Origin of the sequence: Actinobacillus suis ATCC 33415 (genome assembly GCF_000739435.1) — a bacterium.
GTDB lineage: Bacteria > Pseudomonadota > Gammaproteobacteria > Enterobacterales > Pasteurellaceae > Actinobacillus > Actinobacillus suis.
This window is the reverse complement of record NZ_CP009159.1, coordinates 528,270-552,089: the sequence shown is the minus strand read 5'-3', so window position 1 is coordinate 552,089 and position 23,820 is coordinate 528,270. Positions and strand designations below refer to the sequence as shown.

Here is a 23,820-nt window from a genome sequence, read left to right as displayed (position 1 = left end):
TGGGGCTTTTGATTGATTCTAAATTTTCTGAAGCATTAGATCAAGATTACTTTTTACCAAGTTGCGGTAATACGTTGTTTTGAACGGATAATAAACCTGTCTCAGTATAAATGCCTAATTTACCGCGTGTATCCACGATATCTAAGTTACGCATGGTTAATTGACCGATACGATCCGCTGGTGTGAACGGTGCATCTTCTACTTTTTCCATACTTAAACGTTCTGCTTCGTAAGTTAAATTTGGTGATTCAGTATTTAAAATGGTGAAGTCATTACCACGACGTAATTCTAAAGTTACTGTACCGGTAATCGCTTTTGCCACCCAACGTTGAGCCGTTTCACGTAACATTAACGCTTGTGGATCGAACCAACGACCTTGGTAAAGTAAACGACCTAAACGTAAACCGTTGATACGATATTGTTCGATCGTATCTTCGTTGTGGATACCGGTTACTAAACGCTCGTAAGCGATGTGTAATAACGCCATCCCCGGTGCTTCATAGATACCACGAGATTTCGCTTCGATAATACGGTTTTCGATTTGATCCGACATACCTAAACCGTGACGACCACCGATACGGTTTGCTTCTAAAATTAATTCAACCGCATCTTCGATACGTTTACCGTTTAATGCTACCGGCACACCTTCTTCGAAGGTCACTGAAACGGTTTCAGGTTTGATTTCTACGCTTTCATCCCAGAATGCTACACCCATAATCGGTTTTACAATTTTCATACCGGTGCTTAATTCTTCTAAGTCTTTCGCTTCGTGAGTCGCACCTAACATATTTGAGTCGGTTGAGTATGCTTTTTCCACCGACATTTTGTAGTCAAAACCGTTAGCGATTAAGAATTGAGACATTTCGAAACGGCCGCCAAGCTCATCAATGAAAAGTTGGTCTAACCAAGGTTTGTAGATTTTTAATTTTGGATTGGTTAATAAGCCGTAACGATAGAAACGTTCAATATCGTTACCTTTAAAGGTTGAACCGTCGCCCCAGATATTTACGTCATCTTCTTTCATTGCCGCAACAAGCATTGTACCGGTTACCGCACGACCAAGTGGCGTAGTATTGAAATAAGGAATACCGCCGGTTGAAATATGGAAAGCGCCACATTGAATTGCTGCGATACCTTCGCGTGCTAATTGTGCACGGCAATCGATTAAACGCGCATTCTCCGCACCGTATTCCATCGCTTTTTTCGGAATTGCGTTGTAATCGTCTTCATCCGGCTGACCTAAGTTTGCAGTGTAAGCATAAGGTACAGCACCTTTTTTGCGCATCCAAAGTAATGCGGCTGAAGTATCTAAACCACCTGAAAATGCGATACCTACTTTTTGACCTAATGGGAGAGATTCTAAAATTGTTGCTGACATACGAATTCCTATAAATTTTCACAATAAAAGACAACTGACGCAAACGGTTGCATTTGTGTCATTCCGTCTATTCTAGTTTAATTTTGTAAAAATTACATCTAAAATTTAGAGAGAAATCTCGTAATGATTTTTAATCTAACGTTTAATACTAAACAAGCGGTCAAATTTTCATGATTTTTTACCAAAAACTCACATAAAAAAATGCTAAAATAATACGTAATTCGTTTTAAAAGGTTAAAATATAAATGAAAAAAATTCTCGTCATTCGTAATGACAAAATCGGTGATTTTATGGTGTGTTTTCCAGCATTTGCAATGCTGAAACAATCTATGCCGAATGTAGAAATTACAGCTTTAGTACCAAGTTATACTGCCCCGCTTGCCGAACTATGCCCTTCGATTGATAACGTGATTATTGATACACCGAATAAAAAAGACAAAACCGAGTTCAACCGTGTTTTACAAGCGATCAAAAATGCCCAATTTGATGCGGTAATCTGCTTTGTTTCCGACTGGTACAATGCCAAACTAACTTGGAAAAGTGGCATTAAACACCGCCTTGCGCCGGCAACCAAAGTCTTTCAATTTCTATATAACCAACGTTTAACGCAACGCCGTTCGCAATCGGCAAAAGCGGAAAGCGAATATAATCTAGATTTAGCTCGTGCCTTTCTGCAAAAGCACCATATTGCAGTAGTTGAACCTAAAGCGCCCTACTTGCAATTCAGCGAAGAACAGATTGCACAACAAAAAGCCAAATTAGCAAAAAATCTGCAAATTTCGACCGCTTGTAAATGGCTGTTTGTGCATGCATCCACCGGCGGATCTGCAACCAGCTTATCTATTGAACAATATGCGCAAATGCTTAATAGCATTGCCAGTGAAACTAATTGTGAAATCGTGCTGACTGCCGGTAAAGGCGAAAGCGAAAAAGCTCACCAATTAGCAGCACAAATTACTGCAACCAAAGCAGTTGTATATGATAAGAATGACGGGTTACAAGATTTTGCCTGTTCGATTGCTTGTGCCGATCTGTTTATTGCCGGTTCAACCGGACCTCTGCATATCGCTGGCACACTGAATGTCGCAACTATCGGCTTTTATCCAAGCCGTTTATCTGCGTTACCTCGCCGTTGGCGTCCGATCAATGAAGAAGGTAAACACTTAGCCTTTATGCCGCCCGAAGCAAAAGAAAAAGCGCAACAAATGAATTTAGGCTTAATTTCGATCTCGGAAGCGCTAAAAACAATTGTGCCTTTTGTAAAGAACCTTTGGCATTCCTAAGAATTGTTTAATCCATAGCGAGCATAACAAAAGCCTGTTAGAATGACAGGCTAATTTTTAACTCGATGAATCATAATATGTTTAAAAAATTTCTCTCTGTTTTTTTCCTTTTTCCAACCCTTAGTATTGCCCAATCTTATGTGGTGTATGATTTTACTCACGATAAAATTTTAGAAAGCCGCTCAGCGAATAATGTTCAGCCGATTGCTTCTGTTACTAAGCTCATGACGGCGAATGTTTTTTTAGAAAATAACAAAAATAAAAACTGTAGCGCTTCAATTTCGGACGAAGATTTCGATTACATCAAAGGCACCGGTACTAAACTACCAAAATATACGCCGATTGCGTGCAGCGAATTATTAAAAGCAATGTTAGTCCATTCAGATAATTATGCCGCTCATGCGCTTTCTCGTTCTGCCGGGATGAGCCGTTCGCAGTTCATCCAAAAGATGAACCAAAAAGCACAGCAATTAGGTATGCGTTCTACTCGTTTTAGCGATAGTTCCGGTTTATCTAGCGCCAATATTTCGAGTGCGATGGACTTAGTTAAACTGGCAAAATATTCGCTGAACAATGCCAAAATCCAAGAGCTCTCTAATACGAAGGCAGCATATATTCGTGCCGGCAAACGTAACGTATTTATGCAAAATACCAGTGCATTAGTACGTGAAGAAATTTTCGACGCGGCAATTAATAAAACCGGTTATATCCGTGAATCCGGCTACAACCTCGTTTTTATCAATAAACATCAATGTAATAATGCGACTATTGGTGTAATTAGCTTGAATAACAATAGCTCGGCATTCCGTTCTAACTTTACTAAAAATAAATTAGAGCAATATGGCTGTGCATCATTAGCCAAGGATGACTTTGAATATGACGGCTATGATCAGGAAGAGGATATTTAATTAACAAGACCGCTTGTTGCTACACACAACAAGCGGTCTTTTTTTCACGATTTTTTGCAATTAGTTACGTGTTCTGTTCCAAAGATCCGCATATTTCACAAAGGTTGAATGCGCTGAAAGCACCGCTAACAGAAAACCTTGTTTGCCGTCTAAAAAGCCCGCTTTTAACAAATACATTTTCACAAAGCAACCTAAAGCGTGTGTTACACCGTCTAATAAACTCGCCTTTTTCCCCGCATTCGCACGTTGAATTGCCCATGCTTTGGCATAACTTGCCGATTTCACTAAATAGTGATGAATATCTTTATAAGTAAAATGCAGTAAATCACCGGTTAATTTTTTCACCGTGGCATTTTTCGGATAATGGACTTTTTCATGTACCAATTCTTCACCGTATTTCGCAAAATCGGTACGATACAAACGCACCACATAATCAGGATACCACCCCGAATGACGAATTTGCTTGCCGAATACTTCGCTTAAACGACTTACTTGATAGACAGTATTTTTTTCATCTTTTTCGACCGCTTGTAAAATGCTCTGTTTTAATTCAGGCGTTACACGCTCATCCGCATCCAGCCATAAAACATAATCGCTTGTGATATATTGCTGGGCTAACTGACGCTGCTTACCAAAGCCTTGCCAGTCGGTATTCACATACACTTTTGCACCGAAACTTTCGGCGATTTGTACCGTTTCATCGCTACTACCGCTATCCAGCACAATAATTTCATTCACCCAACCTTGTACGGTTTCAAGGCATTTCGCTAAATCCTGAGCCTCGTTTTTTACAATCATCGCAACACTTAACGTTGACATAATCAGTCCTTTTCTAGTTTATTTTGTTTGTTGTTCTCTGCATTTTACTTTAAAATTCGCCCCTTTTGTGCTATTTTCTACGCCAAATTTTATTCTCAACAAACCACAGGTTTAAAAAAACAATGTCTATTACATTAACAACGAAACAAAAACAATTTTTAAAAGGTTTAGCACACCACTTAAGTCCGGTTGTCATGCTTGGCGGTAACGGCTTAACGGAAGGCGTGTTAGCTGAAATCGAAAACGCATTAGATCACCACGAATTAATCAAAGTAAAAATTTCAGGTGCGGAACGTGAAACCAAACAATTAATTATCGATGCGATCGTGCGTGAAACAAAAGCAACTAACGTGCAAACTATCGGCCACGTTCTTGTTCTTTATCGCCAAAGCGAAGAGAAGAAAATCAGCTTACCAAAAGCAACGAAAGCAATTTCGTAATTTATTAGCCAAATCTGACCGCTTGCAAGCGGTCTTTTTTATAAGGAACTTTCCGTGATTAAAAAACTCTCGATTTTCACTTTTTTGATGTTACTTGTGCCATTATTCACTTGGGCGACAGGTTGGAAATGGACATTTGGAGGAATAGATTACCGTCTTTACGATCTTGATTTCTGGTTATTTTTCTTAACCGAAACGGGTTCAGCTCCTTACGCTTTAATTACCTGTGTGCTCTTTATGCTTTGGCTAATGTGGCTCACTCGTAAACGTCATGCGTGGTTTTTAGTCGGCTTTATTTGTGCAAGCTCCGTCGTCGGTACGCAAATCATCAAAGAAGGAGCGAAAGCGGTATTTAAAGAGCCTCGTCCATTTGTTACGGAAATGTTCCAAGCACAAACAGAACAATTTTATGCGCTACCGGAAGAAGAACAGGCTCAAGCAGTGTTAACACTTGCAGAAAAAACGCATCCAGCTGATGCTGATTTCGTTGCAGAACATCAAGCGGGTGAATTAGGTTATTCATTCCCTTCAGGTCATACCATTTTTGCCGTTTCTTGGTTATTAGTATTCGGCGGGTTGCTATTCGGTTTAAGCGGAAAAGCGGTCATTTTTGCCCAAATTTTTGCAATTTTATGGGCGGGCCTCATGCTCATCAGCCGCTTACGTTTAGGTATGCACTACCCTATCGATTTATTTGTTAGCACGTTAATTTCTTGGGTATTCCACATTATCGTGTTTGTTTGGGTGATTCCTTTCTTAGAAACTTTCAAAATCTTTCAAAAGCGAGGCTAATTATGGCTATTTATTACGGTTTAGATATCGGTGGGACAAAAATTGAGTTGGCGGCATTTAATGAACAGCTTGAAAAGTTGTATAGCGAACGAGTGCCGACACCGCAAACCAATTATGAAGATTGGTTAAATACGGTTGAAACCTTGGTGCGTAACGCCGATCACAAATTCGGCGAAAAAGGTTCTGTTGGTTTAGGTTTACCCGGCTTTGTAAATCGTGAAACCGGTATTGCGGAAATTACCAATATTCGAGTGGCTGACGGCAAAGCGATTTTAAAAGATTTAAGCGAACGTTTAGGCCGTGAAATACGAGCAGAAAATGATGCTAACTGCTTCGCCCTTTCGGAAGCTTGGGATCCGAATAACCAACAATTCTCAACCGTACTCGGTTTAATTATTGGTACCGGTTTTGGCGGCGGTTTTGTGTTTGACGGTAAAATTCATTCCGGCAGAATCGGTATGGCGGGTGAAGTCGGTCATATGCAACTGAATTATCATGCTTTAAAACTATTAGGTTGGGATAATGCGCCGATTTATGAATGTGGTTGTGGTAACCGTGCTTGCTTAGATACTTATATTTCCGGTCGTGGCTTTGAGATGCTATTTAGAGATCTTGTCGGTGAAAGCGTATCCGCAAAAGAAATTATCGAACGCTTCTATAAAAAAGAGCCGAAAATTGTCGAATTTGTGGATAAATACATCGAATTAATGGCAATCAGTATCAGTAATCTCATTACGATTCTTGATCCGGATATGATCGTATTCGGCGGCGGTTTATCTAATTTTGATCATATTTATGACTCTTTACCAAAAGCGCTTCCGCCTCATTTAATGCGTAGTGCAAAAGTACCAGTCTTCAAAAAAGCGATTCACGGTGACTCAGGCGGTACTCGTGGTGCAGCGGCACTCTTCTTAAAATAATTCGTTTTTGATGAATACATGGGGTTTTCCCCATGTATTCTTTTATAGAGGAAAGTATTATGCTAAACATTACCCCCATTCCGGCACTCTCCGATAACTATATTTGGGCAATTCAAAAAGATAATAACCTAATTATTGTCGATCCGTCAGACGCTGCACCCGTATTGACATTTATTGCAAAAAATCAGCTAAATTTGACCGCTATTTTATTAACACATAATCATCATGATCATACCGATGGTATGCCTGAACTGCTCTCTCTCTACCCTCAATTAGCAGTTTATGGATCGCAAGAAGTTTCTCAGTTCGCTAACCATATTGTTCAACCTGAAGATCATTTCACTTTATTTGATTATGATGTCCGAGTGATTGAAAGTGCCGGTCATACCGCTCAGCACGTCAGTTATTTATTCGGTAATGAATATTTGTTCTGTGGCGATGCGCTATTCTCCGCCGGTTGCGGTCGTGTATTTACCGGTGATTACCAAGCACAATTTGATGCATTGCAACGCTTTAAAGCATTGCCTGAATTTGTCGAAATATTCCCTGCACATGAATATACGTTAAGCAATCTAAAATTTGCGGAAGCGGTCTTGCCGCCAAGTTGCGGGCTATTTGAAATTCAAGAACGTGCGGAGATTCTTCGTTCTCGCAAGCAACCGACTCTGCCGACAACTTTAGCTAGAGAGCTGCAAATTAATCCGTTCTTACAAGCAGTCGATTTAGCTCAATTTATTGCATTACGTCAGAAAAAAGATAACTTCTAACCTATTTTATGCAGGAAGTACTTACTTCCTGTCTATCTATTTTACTTATCCGCAAACTTTTTAATTTTTATACTGTCAATTCTCCTAGCGTCTATCTTAGAACGTCATCCTATGATATAGTTATCTTCATTTATGTAACCTATCAATTAACTTTCTAAAAGCGAGAACTTCTGTGAATTTTGATCCTCAAAAAATGCCTCAACACGTTGCAATTATTATGGACGGCAACGGGCGTTGGGCAAAGCAACAAGGAAAATTACGCGTTTTTGGTCATCAAAATGGTGTAAAAGCGGTACGTTCTGCGGTAAGTTTTGCAGCCAAACATGGGATTAAAGTCCTAACACTTTATGCCTTCAGTAGCGAGAACTGGAGCAGACCTGAAGCAGAAGTTTCAGCGTTAATGTCGCTCTTTATGCGAGCATTGGATTCCGAAGTTAAAAAACTACATAAAAATAATATTCGTTTAAAAATTATTGGTGATAAAAAAGGTTTTAGTGAAAGTTTACAAAAACGAATTGCGGAATCTGAAGCATTAACTGCAGAGAATACCGGTTTAATCTTAAATATTGCGGCAAATTACGGTGGATATTGGGATATAACCCAAGCAGCTCAGCAACTTGCTGTAAAAGTCAAATTAGGTGAAATCAGTATTTCCGATATTACGGCTGAACGTTTTCAGAATGCGTTAGTAACCGGAGAACAGCCTCAAGTTGATCTATTGATCCGCACTAGTGGGGAACAGCGCATTAGTAACTTCTTGTTATGGCAAATTGCCTATGCCGAACTTTTCTTCAGCCCTGTTTTATGGCCTGATTTTAATGATGAATCTTTCAGCGAAGCCATTATCGCTTATCAACAACGTGATCGTCGTTTCGGCGGTTGCTAATAATTATAGGGATTTTATAAATGCTTAAGGAACGTGTACTTTCTGCTATCGTTATGATCATTGCGGTATTAGCAGCTATTTTTCTTCTTTCACCACTTCCGCTAACACTTGTGCTTGCAGCCGTAATTGCTGCAGCAATGTGGGAATGGGCTCAATTTGCCGGTTTAAAACGTTCATTACCGCGTGCGGTCGTTGCTTTTGTAACCGTTTGTTTGTTTATTCTATTAATTTTTGCAAATACCGATTATATCCGAGCCGCTCGTTTCTTAACGGATGAAACCACACCTCTACTTTTTATCTCTTGTATCTGGTGGTTTATCGCTTTCCTTTTAGTTGTGAGCTATCCTAAATCGGCAAACTTATGGGCGAAATCGGTTATTGCCAAATTTAGCTTTGGCTTTTGCACTTTAGTTCCGTTCTTTATTGCCGCTCTTGCGCTACGTTTTAATAACTATGCGGTAAATGAGTTCCAAGGAACATACTTATTACTTTATGTTTGCTTATTAGTTTGGGGTGCGGACTCGGGGGCTTACTTCTTTGGTCGTGCATTTGGCAAACGTAAATTGGCACCCAAAGTGTCTCCAGGGAAATCTTGGGAAGGTGCAATCGGCGGTTTAATTACTTCATGTGTCATTGCTTTCCTCTTCTTAGAACTTGCACCGCATAACGTATTTGGACGTGAATTAGCAACACTGCCGTTTATTTTAGTTTCTATGGCTACCGTTGCCATTTCTGTATTAGGTGATCTCGCTGAGAGTATGTTTAAACGCCAAGCGAATATTAAAGATAGCAGTAATTTGATTCCGGGACACGGCGGTATTTTAGATCGTATTGATAGCTTAACTGCTGCAATTCCGTTCTTTGCAACTTTCTTTTTCTTTGTACTATAGGATGTTATGACTTCTGTTATTGCATTTTTTATCTTAATTTGCGTACTGGTTTTTGTACATGAATACGGTCACTTTTGGGCGGCACGTAAATGTGGCGTAAAAGTGATCCGTTTTTCTATCGGCTTTGGCAAAGTATTATTTAAAAAAATCGATAAACAAGGAACGGAATTTGCCTTTTCACTGATTCCACTCGGTGGCTATGTGCAAATGTATAACGGTGAAAGCGAATACCAAGTGCCTAAAGAACAGATGTTAGAGAATAAATCTGTTTTACAACGTGCGTTTATTATCGTTGCTGGACCTATGGCGAATTTTGTCTTTGCGATCATGGCTTACTGGTTAGTGTTTAGCTACGGTATGCCGACACTAAAACCGGTTATCGGGCAAGTTTTGCCGGACACGATTGCCGCTCAAGCTAAACTGCCAACAGAATTTGAATTAAAACGAGTTGCTGGACAAAATGTCCAAAATTGGGAAGAGGCAACACTGGCGCTCATTGGTTCAGTTGGTAAAGAATCGGTTGAAATTGAAGGTTCGCTAATTGATGAAGATAGATTGCAACGCTTCCAATTAGACCTTTCAAACTGGGATGTCGATGGTACGAAAGAGAATCCGTTAACTACTCTGGGCATTCGTACCAAAAGTAGTATCGTAAAACCGGAAATCAAACAGGTAGCGGAAAACTCTCCTGCACAAAAAGCTGGATTAAGTGCTGGAGATAAAATCTTACAGGTTAACCAACAACCTTTTGATTGGTTGGATTTAGTAAAACAAGTTCAAACCGGAAATACGCTTGTGTTAACCGTTGAACAAAATGGTAATGTCAAGCAACTGGTGTTACAACCTGAGAAGAAAGACGAGCGCTATTTAATCGGTATCGTACCAAGCTACGAGCCACTTGCGGATAAGTATCGAACAGAATTAAAGTATGATATTCTTAGTGCTTTCTGGAAAAGTTTGGAGAAAGTCGCGGGTTTAGTGAAAACTATCTTGCAATTTATCGGTAATTTACTCACCGGCGAGCTTTCTTTAAAAAATATGGGTGGTCCTATTTCTATGGCAAAAGGTGCTGGGGCCACTGCTGAAATTGGTTGGATCTATTATGTAAGTTTTATGGCATTGATTAGTGTCAATTTAGGCGTAATGAATCTTTTTCCAATTCTACCGCTTGATGGTGGACAACTCATTTTACTTGCGGGTGAAGCGGTAAGAGGCAAGCCAATACCATCAGTGATTCAAATGCGATTCCAACAATTAGGCGTTGTATTTGTTCTTGGCTTAATGGCTTTTGCCTTTATAAATGATCTCATTCATTTTTAATTCATAGGTTATAAGCGGTCGTTTCCGCTCATAATTTTGCAAACATTTATAGGATAATTTCAATGAAAAAATTATTACTTTCTTCGCTTTTACTTGCGAACGGTGTTGTAGCGGCACCTTTCGTTGTAAAAGATATTCGTGTAGATGGCGTTCAGCCTGAAACTGGGCAAGCGATTATTTCTAGTCTTCCCGTTAAAGTTGGTCAAACCGCAACCGATAACGATGTAGCAAATGTGGTAAGACAGCTTTTCGTACAAAACCGCTTTGAAGACGTGCGTGCAACTCGCGAAGGTAATACCTTAGTGATTAAAGTTGCGGAACGTCCTTTAATTAACAGTGTAGATATTGAAGGTAATAGTGCAATTCCTAAAGATCCGCTACAAGACAATCTAAAAGCTAACCTTATCAGTAAAGGCGAAGTTTTTGATGCTGCAAAATTAGAAGGCTTCAAACAAGGTTTATTAGAACATTACCATTCTATCGGTCGTTATGAAGCGAAAATCGACACGACAACGACTCGTGCTGAAAACGGTGGTGTAAATGTAAAATTAAACGTTACTGAAGGTGATGTTGCCTATGTGAAAAATATCAAATTTGAAGGCAACCAAGCTTTTAGCTCAAAAGAATTAACCAAACGCCTAGATATTCAACCTGACGTTTCATGGTGGAATATTTTTGAAAGCAGTAAATTCGAACAACAAGCGTACAATAAAGATTTAGAAACTTTACGTGATTTCTATATGGATCGCGGCTATGCGCAATTTGCCTTACAAGACACAGCGGTAAACTTTAACGATAAAAAAACGGAAGTTGATTTAGTTTATACTGTTCGTGAAGGTGCACAATACAATATCAGTGAAATTCGTATTATCGGTGATACCGCTAAATTAGATAATGAGCTTAACGCATTGTTAAAAGATTTCACTCCGGGTCAATTATTCCGTAAGAGTGAATTAGCGGCAATTGAAGAAGGAATCAAACAAGTTTTAGGTGATCACGGTTACGGCTCAGCTAAAGTAGATTTATACCCGAAATTTAACGAACAAGATCGTACCGTACAAATTAACTTCGTAGTTGATGCAGGTCGCCGTATCTATGTGCGTAAGATTCGCTTTGAAGGCAATGATGTCACTGCCGACTCAACTTTACGCCGTGAAATGCGTCAGCAAGAAGGTGCTTGGTTATCAACAAGTGCGGTTGCATTAGGTAAATCTCGTTTAGAGCGTACCGGTTTCTATGAAACTGTCGATATGACAATGCCAAGCGTTCAAAACACAGATGACCAAGTGGATGTTGTTTATAAAATTAAAGAACGTAACACTGGCTCAATTAACTTTGGTATCGGTTATGGTACGGAAAGTGGTATTAGCTACCAAGCAGGTATCAAACAAGATAACTTCTTAGGTATGGGTTCAACCGTAAGTTTAAGCGGTACACGTAACGACTACGGTACTAGCGTGAACTTAGGCTATACCGAACCGTACTTTACAAAAGATGGTGTGAGTTTGGGTGGTAACATCTTCTATGAAGATTACGATAACTCAGATAATGATACTTCTGCATCATATAAACGTAAAACTTACGGTATTAACGGCACATTAGGTTTCCCTGTAGATGAAAACAATTCATACTACTTAGGTCTAGGTTATACACACGATAAATTAAGTAACGTTGAACGTGAATTTACTCGTGAAAAATACGTGAAATCAATGAACTTCCCAATCGTGCAAGGAAATAACCTATATCCACGTATTAAAGCGGACGACTTTGATTTCTCATTCGGTTGGAATTATAACAGCCTTAACCGCGGTTATTTCCCAACACAAGGTACAGTTGCAAATTTAGGCGGTAAAGTAACTATTCCGGGTTCTGATAACAAATACTATCGAGTAAATGCAGACTTTAGAAATTACTACCCTCTTAATCGTGAACATAAATGGGTAATCTCAACTAAAGTAGGTGCTGCATTTACTAATGGCTTTGGTGGTAAAAAAGTACCGTTCTACCAATTATATTCAGCCGGTGGTATCGGTTCATTACGTGGTTTTGCATACGGTGCGGTAGGTCCTAAAGCGATTTACTACTCTGCACAAAACAATGCATTTACCTCTGCAAGTGATGATGTAGTTGGTGGTAACGCAATGGCAACGGCAAGTTTAGAGTTAATCACTCCGACTCCGTTTGTAAGCGAAAAATACCAACACAATGTACGCACCTCATTATTTGTTGATGCGGCAAGTGTTTGGAATACGAAGTGGAAAAAATCAGCATACCCTACGTTACCTGATTATAAAGATTATAAACGCGTACGTGCCTCTGCTGGTATTGCATTCCAATGGCAATCACCGATTGGTCCTTTATCATTCTCTTATGCTAAACCAATCAAAAAATACTCAGGTGATGAAATTGAGCAATTCCAATTTAGCATCGGTAGTACATTCTAATATATAAAATAAGCGGTCGGATTTTGTAATTTTTTTACAAATTTTGCGACAAATCCTACCGCTTACACTATTTAATCAGTCATGATTAATTAAAACATAAAGGATATTTAAATGAAGAAATTATTCAAAATCGCAGCAATTACTGCAGCATTAACAACAGCAAGTATTGCTCAAGCAAGCGATACTATCGGTTTTGTTGACCCAAGCTACTTATTACAAAATCACCCGGTCGCTATTGATGCAGCACAAAAATTCGACAAATTCATGAGAGAAGGCAGAGACAAATTTGCTGATGAAGATAAAAAATTAGCTGAAGAAAACAAAGCATTAACAGCTGAAAGAGATAAATTAGAAAGCGATGCTAAAAAATTACAAGCAGAGCAAGCTAAAGTAGAAGCATCTCTTAAGAAAAAATCTGCCGCATTAGAAAAAGATGCACCACGTTTACGTTCAAGAGAGATTCAAGCACGTCAAAATGCAATCGAGGCAGAATACAAAAAATTCCAAAATAAAGTTGCTGCAATCCAAAAACGTGAAGCAGAATTCGGTAAAAAAGCGGAAGCATTCCAGAAAAAAGCAGATGCTTTCCAAGAAAAATTAAATAAAGCCCAGCAAGAAGCAGGTGGTATGGATCCTCAAACTGTGCAGAAACAAGTAGTGGAAGAAATTAATGCAACGATTAAAGAAGTTGCAAAATCTAAAGGTTATACTTTAGTTTTCCCACCTTCAGTTGCACTGTATGCTGAAGACGAAAGCAAAGATATTACTGAAAAAGTATTGGATGCATTAAAAGCAAAACATCCAGAAATCAAAATCGAACAACCGGCAGCAAAAGCAAACGAAGCTAAACCGGCTACCGAAGCTAAACCAGAAGAAGCGAAAAAATAATGGCTAATTTCCGTTTAATTGAATTGGCGGAACAAATCGGCGGTACTCTAAAGGGTAACGCCGATTTGGCTATTTCTAGCATCGCCGCATTAGATAAAGCGAATTCATCACAAATTACATTTATTTCAAATGCAAAATATCGTCCTCAATTAGCACAATCTCAAGCGGGTGCGATTATTGTCAGCGAAGCAGATGTTGAATTTTGTGCTGAATCTCAAAATTTAATTATTGTTAAGAATCCTTACCTTGCTTATGCATTACTTGCACAATATATGGATTCAACGCCGAAAGCCGCAAGTCAAATATCATCCCATGCAGTTATTTCACCGGATGCAAAATTAGGTAATAATGTTTCGATTGGTGCAAATGCGGTTATCGAAAGTGGTGTAGAATTAGGCGACGATGTGATTATCGGTGCAGGTTGTTTTGTCGGTAAAAACACTAAAATCGGTGCACGTACTCAATTATGGGCAAACATATCGGTGTACCATAATGTTCAAATTGGTACAGACTGTTTAATCCAGTCTTCTGCAGTTATCGGTTCTGACGGCTTCGGTTATGCAAACGATAAAGGTCAATGGATTAAAATTCCACAAACCGGTGGTGTGATTATCGGTAACCATGTTGAAATCGGTGCATGTACCTGTATTGACCGAGGCGCATTAGATCCTACCGTTATTGAAGATAACGTGATTATCGACAACTTATGCCAAATTGCGCATAATGTACATATTGGTTTTGGTACAGCAGTAGCTGGTGGCGTAATTATGGCGGGCAGTTTAAAAGTTGGTCGCTTCTGTCAAATTGGTGGGGCAAGCGTAATTAACGGCCATATGGAAATCTGTGACGGTGCGATTATTACCGGTATGAGTATGGTGATGAAACCAATTACCGAAAAAGGTATTTACTCATCAGGTATACCAGCACAAACCAATAAAGAATGGCGTAAAACAGCCGCTCTGACGATGAACATTGATGAAATCAATAAACGTTTGAAAACGCTTGAAAAGCATTTCGCACAATAGTGAATAATTGACTTTCAAGAGTTATGGGCGTTTTTTTAGCGTCCATCACTCTTTTGAAGTCTTAGTTAAATTTTGAATTTCCTTATTATGAGGTCAAGTAAATGACAATTGAAGTACAAGAAAATAGAGAACCTAAAGTAATTGAAGTTACCGAGATCATGAATATGTTACCACACCGTTACCCATTCCTATTAGTTGATCGTGTAACAGATTATGAAGAAGGTAAATGGTTAAAAGCAGTTAAAAATGTTACGGTAAATGAACCTTGCTTTACCGGTCACTTCCCTGCTAACCCTATTTTTCCAGGCGTACTTATTCTTGAAGCAATGGCACAAGCAACCGGCGTATTAGCGGTTGCGACACATGGCAAGATGAATCCGGATGAACTTTATTACTTTGCGGCGATCGATAATGCACGTTTTAAACGTCCGGTCGTGCCGGGTGACCAACTTGTACTTGAAGTTGAATTTTTAAAAGAAATGCGCGGTATTACCAAATTCACTGGCAAAGCTTACGTTGATGGCAGGCTTGCTTGTGAAGCTGATTTAATGTGTGCTCGTAAATAATTTCCTCCCAGTAGCAAAGGAGACGCTATGCGATTAATCGATTCTACTGCAAAAATCAGCCCATTAGCAGTTATTGAAGAAGGGGCTCAAATTGGTGCTCACGTTGAAATTGGCCCATTTTGTGTTATCGGTAAAAATGTAAAAATCGGTGCCAAAACCATTATTCATTCACATGTTGTGATTAATGGACACACTGAAATTGGCGAACAAAACCAAATTTTCCAATTTGCAAGTATCGGTGAGATCAACCAAGATTTAAAATATCAAGGTGAACCAACTAAAGTAATTATCGGGGACCGCAACCGTATTCGCGAAAGCGTAACAATTCATCGAGGCACAGTGCAAGGTGGAGGAATCACTCGAATCGGTGATGAAAACTTATTTATGATCAATACTCATATTGCTCATGACTGTACAATTGGTAATCGTTGTATTATCGCAAATAATGGTACGCTTGCTGGCCATGTAACATTAGATGATTTTGTTATTGTTGGTGGTATGTCTGCTATTCACCAATTTGTTGTTGTCGGTTCACACGTTATGCTAGGTGGCGGTTCAATGGTAAGTCAAGATGTTCCACCATATGTGATGGCGCAAGGTAACCACGCACAACCGTTTGGTGTTAACTTAGAAGGTTTAAAACGCCGTGGCTTTGATAAACCTGCAATGCACGCAATCCGTAACGTTTATAAATTAATTTACCGTAGCGGTAAAACGATTGAAGAAGCCATTCCGGAAATCGAACAATTTGCCGAAAATGAACCTTCAGTAAAATTATTCCTTGAATTCTTCAAACGCTCTACGCGAGGCATTATTCGCTAAGCGAGCAAATGATAATGTGATAACAAAAAACGATCTTGATCAAGATCGTTTTTTTATATGTCTAGATGATATACCTATAAATAAACAAGCGGTCCAATTTACAAAATTTTTTGCAAATCAGACCGCTTAACTCATACTCTTTTACACTTCTTCTTCCCATTCAAGCGCACGCTTCACAGCTTTTTTCCATCCTGCATAACGTCGAGTACGTTTAGCTTCATCGGAATCAGGAATAAAAGTACGTTCAATTGAAGCTTTACCTCGTAATTCCTGTAAATCTTTCCAAAAGCCTACCGCAAGCCCTGCTAGATATGCCGCACCAAGTGCAGTCACCTCACGAACAACCGGACGTTCAACATTCGCATTCAGAATATCTGCTTGGAATTGCATTAAGAAATTATTGGCAACTGCGCCACCATCTACTCTTAATGTAGCCAAATGTTTACCACTATCGGACTGCATCGCATCGAGTACGTCTCGAGTTTGATATGCAATCGATTCTAATGTAGCACGCACGATATGGTTACGATTCGCACCACGAGAAAGCCCTAATATCGCACCTCGAGCATACGGGTCCCAATATGGCGCACCTAATCCGGTAAATGCCGGTACGACATAAACCCCATTCGTACTTTCCACTTTAGTAGCGAAATATTCCGAGTCTTTACTGTCATGAATAATTTTTAACTCATCACGTAACCATTGAATTGATGCACCACCCATAAAAATAGAACCTTCCAGCGCATAGCATGGTTCACCTTTTGCATTACACGCAATGGTAGTCACTAAGCCATTTTTAGACTCAACTGCTTCATCTCCGGTATTCATCAACATAAAACAGCCGGTACCATAAGTGTTTTTCGCTTGTCCTGCTTCCACACATAGATGACCATAAAGTGCAGCTTGTTGGTCGCCCGCTATGCCGGCAACCGGAATACGCACACCACCTTTACCACCGATATTGGTTTCACCGTAAATTTCTGATGAATTTTTCACTTCAGGTAACATAGAACGAGGAATATCAAGTAATTCCAACATTTTATCGTCCCATTGTTTAGTGTGAATATTAAATAACATGGTACGAGAAGCATTGGTATAATCGGTCACATGCGTACGGCCTTGAGTTAATTTCCAAACTAACCAAGTGTCCACTGTACCGAATAACAATTCGCCTCGTTCAGCTTTCTCTCTCGCACCTTCAACATTATCCAAGATCCATTTTACTTTTGTGCCTGAAAAATATGGGTCAACCACTAAACCAGTTGTTTTACGAATATAAGCCTCATGTCCATCCGCTTTTAATTTTGCACAAGTATCTGCGGTACGGCGACATTGCCAAACAATCGCATTATAGACCGGTTTACCGGTCTCCTTTTCCCATACAATAGTGGTTTCACGTTGGTTAGTAATACCAATTGCTGCAATTTTATCGGACGTAATCCCTGCTTTTGCTACCACTTCATTTAGTGTTGAACTTTGCGTTGCCCAGATCTCCATCGGATTATGCTCTACCCAACCCGGCTGAGGATAAATCTGAGTAAATTCACGTTGTGCCACTTCAACAATGTTCGCATTTTTATCTAATAACACGGCACGAGAGCTTGTAGTACCTTGATCCAATGCAATAATGTATTCTTTAGTCATAGTAATCACCTTAATAGCTTTTTAATAAAGATGTGAATTTATTTTTCGCAGTTACACGGTAAGTTTTTACCAATAAAGCGACGGTAACCCCACGCACCAATCAACCCACCGACAAATGGTGCAATCAGAGGAACAAGGAAATAAGGAATATCACGAGCTCCGGTAAATGCTACGTCACCCCAACCCGCCAAGAATGCAAACACTTTCGGGCCGAAATCACGAGCCGGATTCATCGCAAAACCGGTAAGCGGACCAAACGCACCACCAATTGCGGCAATTAATAAACCGATTAATAATGGTGCCATAGGACCTTTGGGTACACCGTTGCCATCATCAGTTAAAGCTAAAATTAACGCAACCAATGCCATGGTAATCACAGCTTCCACACAAAATGCTTGCACCACACTGATATGTTCATGAGGATAAGTAGAAAAAACACCGGCAAAACCTACGCTTTCACCGCGCACAATATTCTTCGCTGCTTCCGCAGCAGAAAAGAGATCTTTATATAAGAAATAGACTAAGGCAGCCGCTGTAAATGCGCCTAAAAATTGAGATACGATATAAGGAAGTACTTTTTTACCATCAAAACAAGCAAACTTCCAAAGTGCTACAGTGACTGCCGGATTAAGATGAGCGCCGGACACTCCCGCTGTCGTATAAACGGCAAGAGCAACCCCTACACCCCACATAATCGCAATTTCCCATAAACCAAATGTTGCACCGGCTAATTGTGCTGCAGCAACACACCCCACACCGAAAAAGATAATCAGCCCCGTTCCAATAAATTCAGCAATACAGGCGCCTTTTAACGATCTTTCCATATCGTCCCCCTTATGGACACATTAAACGGAATAATGAGATAAGCATATAAATGTTTGAAAACGCAAACGTTTTCGTAGCGCACTATATAAAAACGAACTTTTTTCGCAAACGGGAAAATGTAAATTTGTGACATTCCGCACATTTTTGTTATAAAAATGTGATGCGCTTCAAATTTTTTATAAAAAAAGCCCCAGCATTTCTGCTGAGGCTTGAGCTTTGTTCATAAAAACTATTGTTGTTTTTTAGCCCATTCCAAGAAACGTTTTTGTGTTTCTTTATCCGCTTTTTTGAATAAAATCTGTAGTTGTTCTTCTTTCACGTTGGCGGTTTCAATCACCATTTGACCTTTTGATTCTAAAGCAGCATTAGCAAAACTCGATACTGAAGCAACCGCTTTACTTGCGTTGTATTTCGCAAGATTATCTTCAACTCGAGAGTTTGGTGCAAAGCCTTCACCTTTCAATAAATCACGTTTGTAAGCAATTTCTTTACCTGATGCAGTTTCTATTTTGAAATTTAGCTCTTTTCTAAACTTATCTACGGCAAAATGTGAGGTGAATTTTGGTGTAACAATTTTTGCATCTTCATCTGTACCGTTGAATGTTAGAATCACCGGATCAATTGAGAAATAACTGCCGTCAACAATATCAGCTACACTCACAGCCACCTGATGTACCTTACTATCAATTGATAATCCTGCCGTGCCTTTCGCTACTTTCTGACCATCAAACGCTAATAACTCTACGCTATCCGATGTAGTTAAAGTACCGGCAACAGAAAATGAACTGACCGCCAGTGTTGCAACCGCAACTGCAATCTTCGCTAATTTCATTAAGAAGCTCCTTAAAATTGAATCAATATGAGAATTTCTCGTCTTATGCTATGCTAATTTAAGTAAAATAGAAATAATTTTATTATCAAACACCTCAATTTATGATAATTTTTAGCCTTGCTCTCACCTTTAATCAAAGGTAGAGAACTTTCGTTTTTCAAGAGAATATACAATGAGTGATGAACAGCAAAGCGTGAATTCGCAAGATAAGAAATCGTTTTTACATTCTATTTTTAGTGGTTTATTTCAATCCGAGCCTAAAAATCGTGAAGATTTAGTCGAAGTTATTCGCGATTCGGTTGAAAATGAATTGATTGATAGCGATACCAAAGAAATGATTGAAGGGGTAATGGAAATCTCCGAACTTCGTGTACGTGATATTATGATCCCTCGCCCGCAAATTGTTTATATTGATGCCAGTTTACCGCTCGAAGCCTGCGTGGATTTGATTATTGAATCGGCTCACTCACGTTTTCCCGTAATACTAGATGATGGAAAAGATACTGTACAGGGTATTTTATTGGCAAAAGATTTGCTGAAATACCTACGTTCTGATTCCGAACCGTTTAATATGCAAGCTATCTTGCGCCCAGCGGTTATTGTGCCGGAAAGTAAGCGCGTTGACCGAATGTTAAAAGAATTCCGTTCGGAACGTTTTCATATGGCAATTGTGGTGGACGAGTTCGGTGCGGTATCGGGCTTAGTTACGATTGAAGATATTCTCGAACAAATTGTCGGCGATATTGAAGACGAATTTGATGAAGAAGAAATCGAGCCGATTCGTCAGCTTTCTCGCCATACTTATGCAGTATCGGCACTGACTGATATTGAAAAATTCAACGAAACCTTTGCGACTGAATTTACCGATGAAGAAGTGGATACAGTGGGCGGTTTAGTGATGCAGGCATTTGGACATCTCCCACAGCGAGGCGAACAAATTCAATTAGAAGGTATTGATTTTAAAGTCACTTCTGCCGATAGCCGTCGTCTGATTCAATTACGTGTTACCGTACCGGATGAACAGCTGGAAAAAATGGAACAGCTGGTCACCAACGAAGAATAATAAACAAAGCATAATATATAGGTGAGGTTTTATCCTCACCTTTTGTTTGTATTGTTTCTCTTAAGCATATTTCTTAATTACTTAACTAACTACCTCAAATGAAATTTGTAAAAAATCCATCAATTTTAACCGCTTGTTTGCTTGCCAGTGTCCTCGGAGGCATTGGGACACTCGCCTACTCCCCTTTTGATATTTGGGGACTCATTTACCTTTCCGCCGCAGGCTTAATTTGGGCAGCGATACTTCCGCAGCGAAAAACCGCACTTTGGGCAACTTTTGCTTGGTCACTCGGTTGTTTTTGTGTCGGGGTAAATTGGGTACACGTCAGTATGACCCAATTCGGTGGCGTACCGCTTGTGGTGAGCTATATCGCGGTGTTTTTATTGGCTTGCTACCTCGCTATTTATAATTTGCTATTCAGCTATATTGCCCAGCGTTTTCAAATCCGTAATCCTTTTGCACTTGCGGCGATTTTTACCTTTACCGAATATCTGCGTGGCGTAGTCTTTACCGGCTTTCCTTGGCTACAGTTCGGTTATACGCAAATTGACGGTCCGTTTGCCGGCATTGCACCGCTGTTAGGTGTTGAAGGGCTCACATTCTTTGTGATGGTTGTAAGCGGTTGCCTTGTGTTATTAGTAAAAAAATCTACAAAAACGACCGCTTCTCTTGCCACCTTAGCAATACTATGCGGATTAGCATTTACAACTAAATTTATTCCATTTGTGCAAATTGATGAGCAAAAACAACCGCTTAACGTAAGTCTTGTACAAGGTAATATTGAGCAAAAGATGAAATGGGATCCGGCACATTTCGATTATACGTTACAAACCTATCAGCGTTTAATCAGCCCATTATTAGGTAAGAGTGATGTAATTGTATTACCCGAATCAGCCATTCCGGCGTTAGAAACGCAAATTTATCCGTTACTTAGTCAACTTCAACAAGTTGCTGCAGAAAAAGGCAGTGAAGTAATTATTGGTACACTCTACCAAGACGAAAGCGAGCAATTATTTAATAGTGCGGTGGTGTTAGGTAATCCATCGCAACCCTATAACTTGCACAATACCATGCGTTATAACAAACACCATTTAGTGCCGTTTGGCGAATATGTACCTTTCGGATCGGTATTGGATTGGATGCGTGATGTGTTTATTCTGCCGATTAATTTATCGCAAGGCGAATTTGTGCAACAGCCGCTTTTCGCTAAAAATCGTAAATTTAATATGGCGATTTGCTATGAGGTAATTTTCGGTCATCAAATGCAACAAAACCAACAAGCGCAACAATCGGATTATTTATTAACAATTACCAACGATGCTTGGTTTGGTGCCTCTATCGGTCCTTGGCAACATTTCCAAATGGCAAGAATGCGCGCACTTGAGTTAGGTAAACCGTTACTCCGTGCCGCAAACACCGGGATTACAGCGGTTATCAGCGCTAAAGGCGAAATTATCGAACAGATTCCTCAATTTGAAGCGAATGTATTAACTGCCCAAATTCAGCTGACTAAAGGCGAAACCCTATTCGCTAAAACTGGAAGCTGGCTAATTTATGCGCTAGGCCTATTTTGTCTGATCTTGTCTTTTGCAAGATTTAGAAAGAAATAGACCGCTTGTTTGTCGAAGAAAGCACCAGAAATAAGCTATTTTTGGTGCTTTTGTTTTTTTCGAAATCGAAAATTGAGATCTATTTCACAGTATTTTTTTGAGCAAATCCGTACAATATAGCCCAAATCTTCTGATTCACTTGAGGCTATAATATGCAATCTTCATTACAAGATATTTTAGATACGGTTAAATCAAATTCGCTCACCTATCATCAAAAATTAATGATCCTCGGAAACATTGCCGAACGTCTGTTTAATCCTACCGAATTGTTGGGTTACACCGAAGAAGAATGGCAATATATCGAGAACCAAATGATCTGTGATCTTAATGAAGGTTATGCCATTTATCGTCCTCGTTACATTTTGCCGGATTATAATGTTTATATCCAAAAAGGCTGTAAATTTTTAGATTTACCGCCGCCAACCACCCTTGATGAAGCATTAGACGGTTTACTCATTATCTATTCTCACGTGCCGTCTATTACCACCTACCCGGTTTATATCGGTCGCTTAGACGTATTACTCGATCCGTTCATTACCGATGAAGAACAAGACTATATCAAGATCAAACGTTTCTTAAATCATATTGATAAAACCGTACCGGATTCTTTCTGCCACGCAAATGTCGGCCCTTATGATACCAAAGCCGGTCGCTTGATCCTTAAAGCGGTGATTGAGCTTGAGAATCCGACCCCAAATATGAGTATTCGTTATGACAAAAGCAAAACCTCTCGTGAATTTGCCGAGTTAGCCGCAAAAGCTTGCTTACTGGTTTCTAAACCGTCTTTTGCTAACGATGCTTATTACATTTCCGATTTAGGTGAAGACTACGGTATCGCAAGTTGTTACAACGCCTTACCTGAGTGCGGCGGTGCTTATACCCTAACTCGCTTACGTTTAGGGACTATCGGTCGTGCCTGTAACAGTGTAGATGAAATGGTTAATGAGTTGTTGCCGAAAGTAGCAAAACTCGCCCTTTCAACGATGGATAAACGTCATAAATTCCTTGTGGAAGAAAGTAATTTCTTTGAAACCGACTTCCTTGTGAAAGAAGGCTTTATTAAACGCACGAATTTCACCAGTATGATTGCGATTGTCGGTTTAGCCGATGCGACAAATCACCTCTTACAAAAAGAAGGCTTAAACGAAACCTTCGGCCAAAGTAAACGAGGCGACGAAATTGCAACCTTAATTATGGATAAGTTGAAAGAAATCAACGATGCACACCAAGGCTTATATGTAGAACGCACCAATAACCAATACTTATTACACGCACAAGTTGGGGCAAGTAATCACGCCGAAGATAAAATGAATACACCGGCGCATCGTATTCGTGTCGGTGAAGAGCCAACCTTATTGGCACATTTAAAACAATCGGCACCATTCCACAAATATTTCCCGTCAGGAACTGGCGACTTATTTGCGTTTGACCAAACCTATACCGACCATTTGGATGCGGTAGTCGATATTATTGACGGTTCGTTTGCCAACGGTTATCGCTATATCACGACTTATCTCAAAAATACTGATTTAATTCGTGTTACCGGTTACTTAGTTAAGAAAAGTGAAGTAGAACGTTATCGCAAAGGAGAGGCGGTGCTACGTGATACCACCTGGTACGGCGCAGGCACGGATGATTGTGCTAAGGTCTTTGACCGTCAATTACGAGATGAAGAAAACGTTAGCGCAAATGAATAAG

At 39.7% G+C, this 23,820-nt stretch carries 22 protein-coding genes; 17 read left to right on the top strand and 5 right to left on the bottom strand.

Annotated features, from left to right (window positions below; genetic code table 11):
* Positions 1-46: 46 nt before the first annotated feature.
* A complete protein-coding gene (gene argG, locus ASU1_RS02530) occupies positions 47-1,378 on the bottom strand; it encodes an argininosuccinate synthase (protein WP_014991274.1) in 1,332 nt (443 codons plus the stop codon).
* Positions 1,379-1,623: 245 nt separating this feature from the next.
* On the opposite strand from argG, the gene ASU1_RS02525 reads away from it, so the two are divergent.
* Together ASU1_RS02525 and ASU1_RS02520 are read left to right on the top strand one after the other, a co-directional pair.
* Entirely contained in the window at positions 1,624-2,661 is a 1,038-nt protein-coding gene (locus ASU1_RS02525) for a glycosyltransferase family 9 protein (protein ID WP_014991273.1), read from the top strand.
* 77 nt (positions 2,662-2,738) lie between these two features.
* The gene (locus ASU1_RS02520) at positions 2,739-3,569 is read left to right on the top strand and encodes a D-alanyl-D-alanine carboxypeptidase family protein (RefSeq protein ID WP_014991272.1); all 831 of its coding nucleotides are present in this window, start codon (positions 2,739-2,741) and stop codon (positions 3,567-3,569) included.
* Between the two features lie 60 nt (positions 3,570-3,629).
* On the opposite strand, the gene ASU1_RS02515 is transcribed toward ASU1_RS02520, so the two are convergent.
* Positions 3,630-4,388: a glycosyltransferase family 2 protein gene (locus ASU1_RS02515; protein ID WP_014991271.1), complete on the bottom strand. Its 759-nt coding sequence runs from the start codon at positions 4,386-4,388 to the stop codon at positions 3,630-3,632.
* A gap of 122 nt (positions 4,389-4,510) precedes the next feature.
* Here ASU1_RS02515 and yhbY point away from each other — a divergent pair, with 122 nt between their 5' ends.
* From yhbY to lpxA, 12 genes are all read left to right on the top strand, one after another.
* Entirely contained in the window at positions 4,511-4,828 is a 318-nt protein-coding gene (gene yhbY / locus ASU1_RS02510) for a ribosome assembly RNA-binding protein YhbY (protein WP_005622694.1), read from the top strand.
* Positions 4,829-4,915: 87 nt separating this feature from the next.
* Positions 4,916-5,620, top strand: a complete 705-nt coding sequence (locus ASU1_RS02505; protein WP_179130568.1) for a phosphatase PAP2 family protein — start codon at positions 4,916-4,918, stop codon at positions 5,618-5,620.
* Between the two features lie 2 nt (positions 5,621-5,622).
* On the top strand, positions 5,623-6,540 hold the full coding sequence (gene nagK, locus ASU1_RS02500) for an N-acetylglucosamine kinase (protein WP_014991269.1): 918 nt from the start codon (positions 5,623-5,625) through the stop codon (positions 6,538-6,540).
* Positions 6,541-6,599: 59 nt separating this feature from the next.
* Positions 6,600-7,307, top strand: a complete 708-nt coding sequence (gloB, locus tag ASU1_RS02495; RefSeq protein ID WP_014991268.1) for a hydroxyacylglutathione hydrolase — start codon at positions 6,600-6,602, stop codon at positions 7,305-7,307.
* A 172-nt stretch (positions 7,308-7,479) separates the two neighbouring features.
* On the top strand, positions 7,480-8,193 hold the full coding sequence (gene uppS, locus ASU1_RS02490) for a polyprenyl diphosphate synthase (RefSeq protein WP_014991267.1): 714 nt from the start codon (positions 7,480-7,482) through the stop codon (positions 8,191-8,193).
* 20 nt (positions 8,194-8,213) lie between these two features.
* A complete protein-coding gene (locus tag ASU1_RS02485) occupies positions 8,214-9,083 on the top strand; it encodes a phosphatidate cytidylyltransferase (RefSeq protein ID WP_014991266.1) in 870 nt (289 codons plus the stop codon).
* A 6-nt stretch (positions 9,084-9,089) separates the two neighbouring features.
* On the top strand, positions 9,090-10,403 hold the full coding sequence (gene rseP / locus ASU1_RS02480; protein WP_014991265.1) for an RIP metalloprotease RseP: 1,314 nt from the start codon (positions 9,090-9,092) through the stop codon (positions 10,401-10,403).
* Positions 10,404-10,465: 62 nt separating this feature from the next.
* Positions 10,466-12,847 (top strand): outer membrane protein assembly factor BamA, encoded by a 2,382-nt coding sequence (bamA, locus tag ASU1_RS02475; RefSeq protein ID WP_039194958.1) that lies wholly within the window; start codon positions 10,466-10,468, stop codon positions 12,845-12,847.
* Between the two features lie 111 nt (positions 12,848-12,958).
* Entirely contained in the window at positions 12,959-13,735 is a 777-nt protein-coding gene (locus ASU1_RS02470) for an OmpH/Skp family outer membrane protein (protein WP_014991263.1), read from the top strand.
* The gene (gene lpxD / locus ASU1_RS02465; protein ID WP_014991262.1) at positions 13,735-14,760 is read left to right on the top strand and encodes a UDP-3-O-(3-hydroxymyristoyl)glucosamine N-acyltransferase; all 1,026 of its coding nucleotides are present in this window, start codon (positions 13,735-13,737) and stop codon (positions 14,758-14,760) included. Before ASU1_RS02470 ends, lpxD begins: the two co-directional genes overlap by 1 nt.
* A 101-nt stretch (positions 14,761-14,861) precedes the next feature.
* Positions 14,862-15,326, top strand: a complete 465-nt coding sequence (gene fabZ / locus ASU1_RS02460) for a 3-hydroxyacyl-ACP dehydratase FabZ (RefSeq protein WP_014991261.1) — start codon at positions 14,862-14,864, stop codon at positions 15,324-15,326.
* Positions 15,327-15,353: 27 nt separating this feature from the next.
* Entirely contained in the window at positions 15,354-16,148 is a 795-nt protein-coding gene (gene lpxA / locus ASU1_RS02455) for an acyl-ACP--UDP-N-acetylglucosamine O-acyltransferase (protein WP_014991260.1), read from the top strand.
* Positions 16,149-16,289: 141 nt separating this feature from the next.
* On the opposite strand, the gene glpK is transcribed toward lpxA, so the two are convergent.
* The 3 genes from glpK to ASU1_RS02440 form a co-directional block, all read right to left on the bottom strand.
* Positions 16,290-17,792: a glycerol kinase GlpK gene (gene glpK, locus ASU1_RS02450; RefSeq protein WP_014991259.1), complete on the bottom strand. Its 1,503-nt coding sequence runs from the start codon at positions 17,790-17,792 to the stop codon at positions 16,290-16,292.
* Between the two features lie 38 nt (positions 17,793-17,830).
* Positions 17,831-18,616 carry an MIP/aquaporin family protein gene (locus ASU1_RS02445; RefSeq protein ID WP_014991258.1) on the bottom strand — a complete coding sequence of 262 codons (786 nt, stop codon included), beginning with the start codon at positions 18,614-18,616 and terminating at the stop codon, positions 17,831-17,833.
* Positions 18,617-18,846: 230 nt separating this feature from the next.
* A complete protein-coding gene (locus tag ASU1_RS02440) occupies positions 18,847-19,449 on the bottom strand; it encodes a curli polymerization inhibitor CsgI-related protein (RefSeq protein ID WP_014991256.1) in 603 nt (200 codons plus the stop codon).
* A gap of 172 nt (positions 19,450-19,621) precedes the next feature.
* Here ASU1_RS02440 and corC point away from each other — a divergent pair, with 172 nt between their 5' ends.
* The 3 genes from corC (at position 19,622) to ASU1_RS02425 (ending at position 23,819) form a co-directional block, all read left to right on the top strand.
* Complete coding sequence (corC, locus tag ASU1_RS02435; protein ID WP_014991255.1) at positions 19,622-20,512, top strand: CNNM family magnesium/cobalt transport protein CorC; 891 nt, start codon at positions 19,622-19,624, stop codon at positions 20,510-20,512.
* Positions 20,513-20,610: 98 nt separating this feature from the next.
* The gene (gene lnt / locus ASU1_RS02430) at positions 20,611-22,122 is read left to right on the top strand and encodes an apolipoprotein N-acyltransferase (protein WP_014991254.1); all 1,512 of its coding nucleotides are present in this window, start codon (positions 20,611-20,613) and stop codon (positions 22,120-22,122) included.
* 152 nt (positions 22,123-22,274) lie between these two features.
* Complete coding sequence (locus ASU1_RS02425; RefSeq protein ID WP_014991253.1) at positions 22,275-23,819, top strand: YjjI family glycine radical enzyme; 1,545 nt, start codon at positions 22,275-22,277, stop codon at positions 23,817-23,819.
* Position 23,820 lies beyond the last annotated feature (1 nt).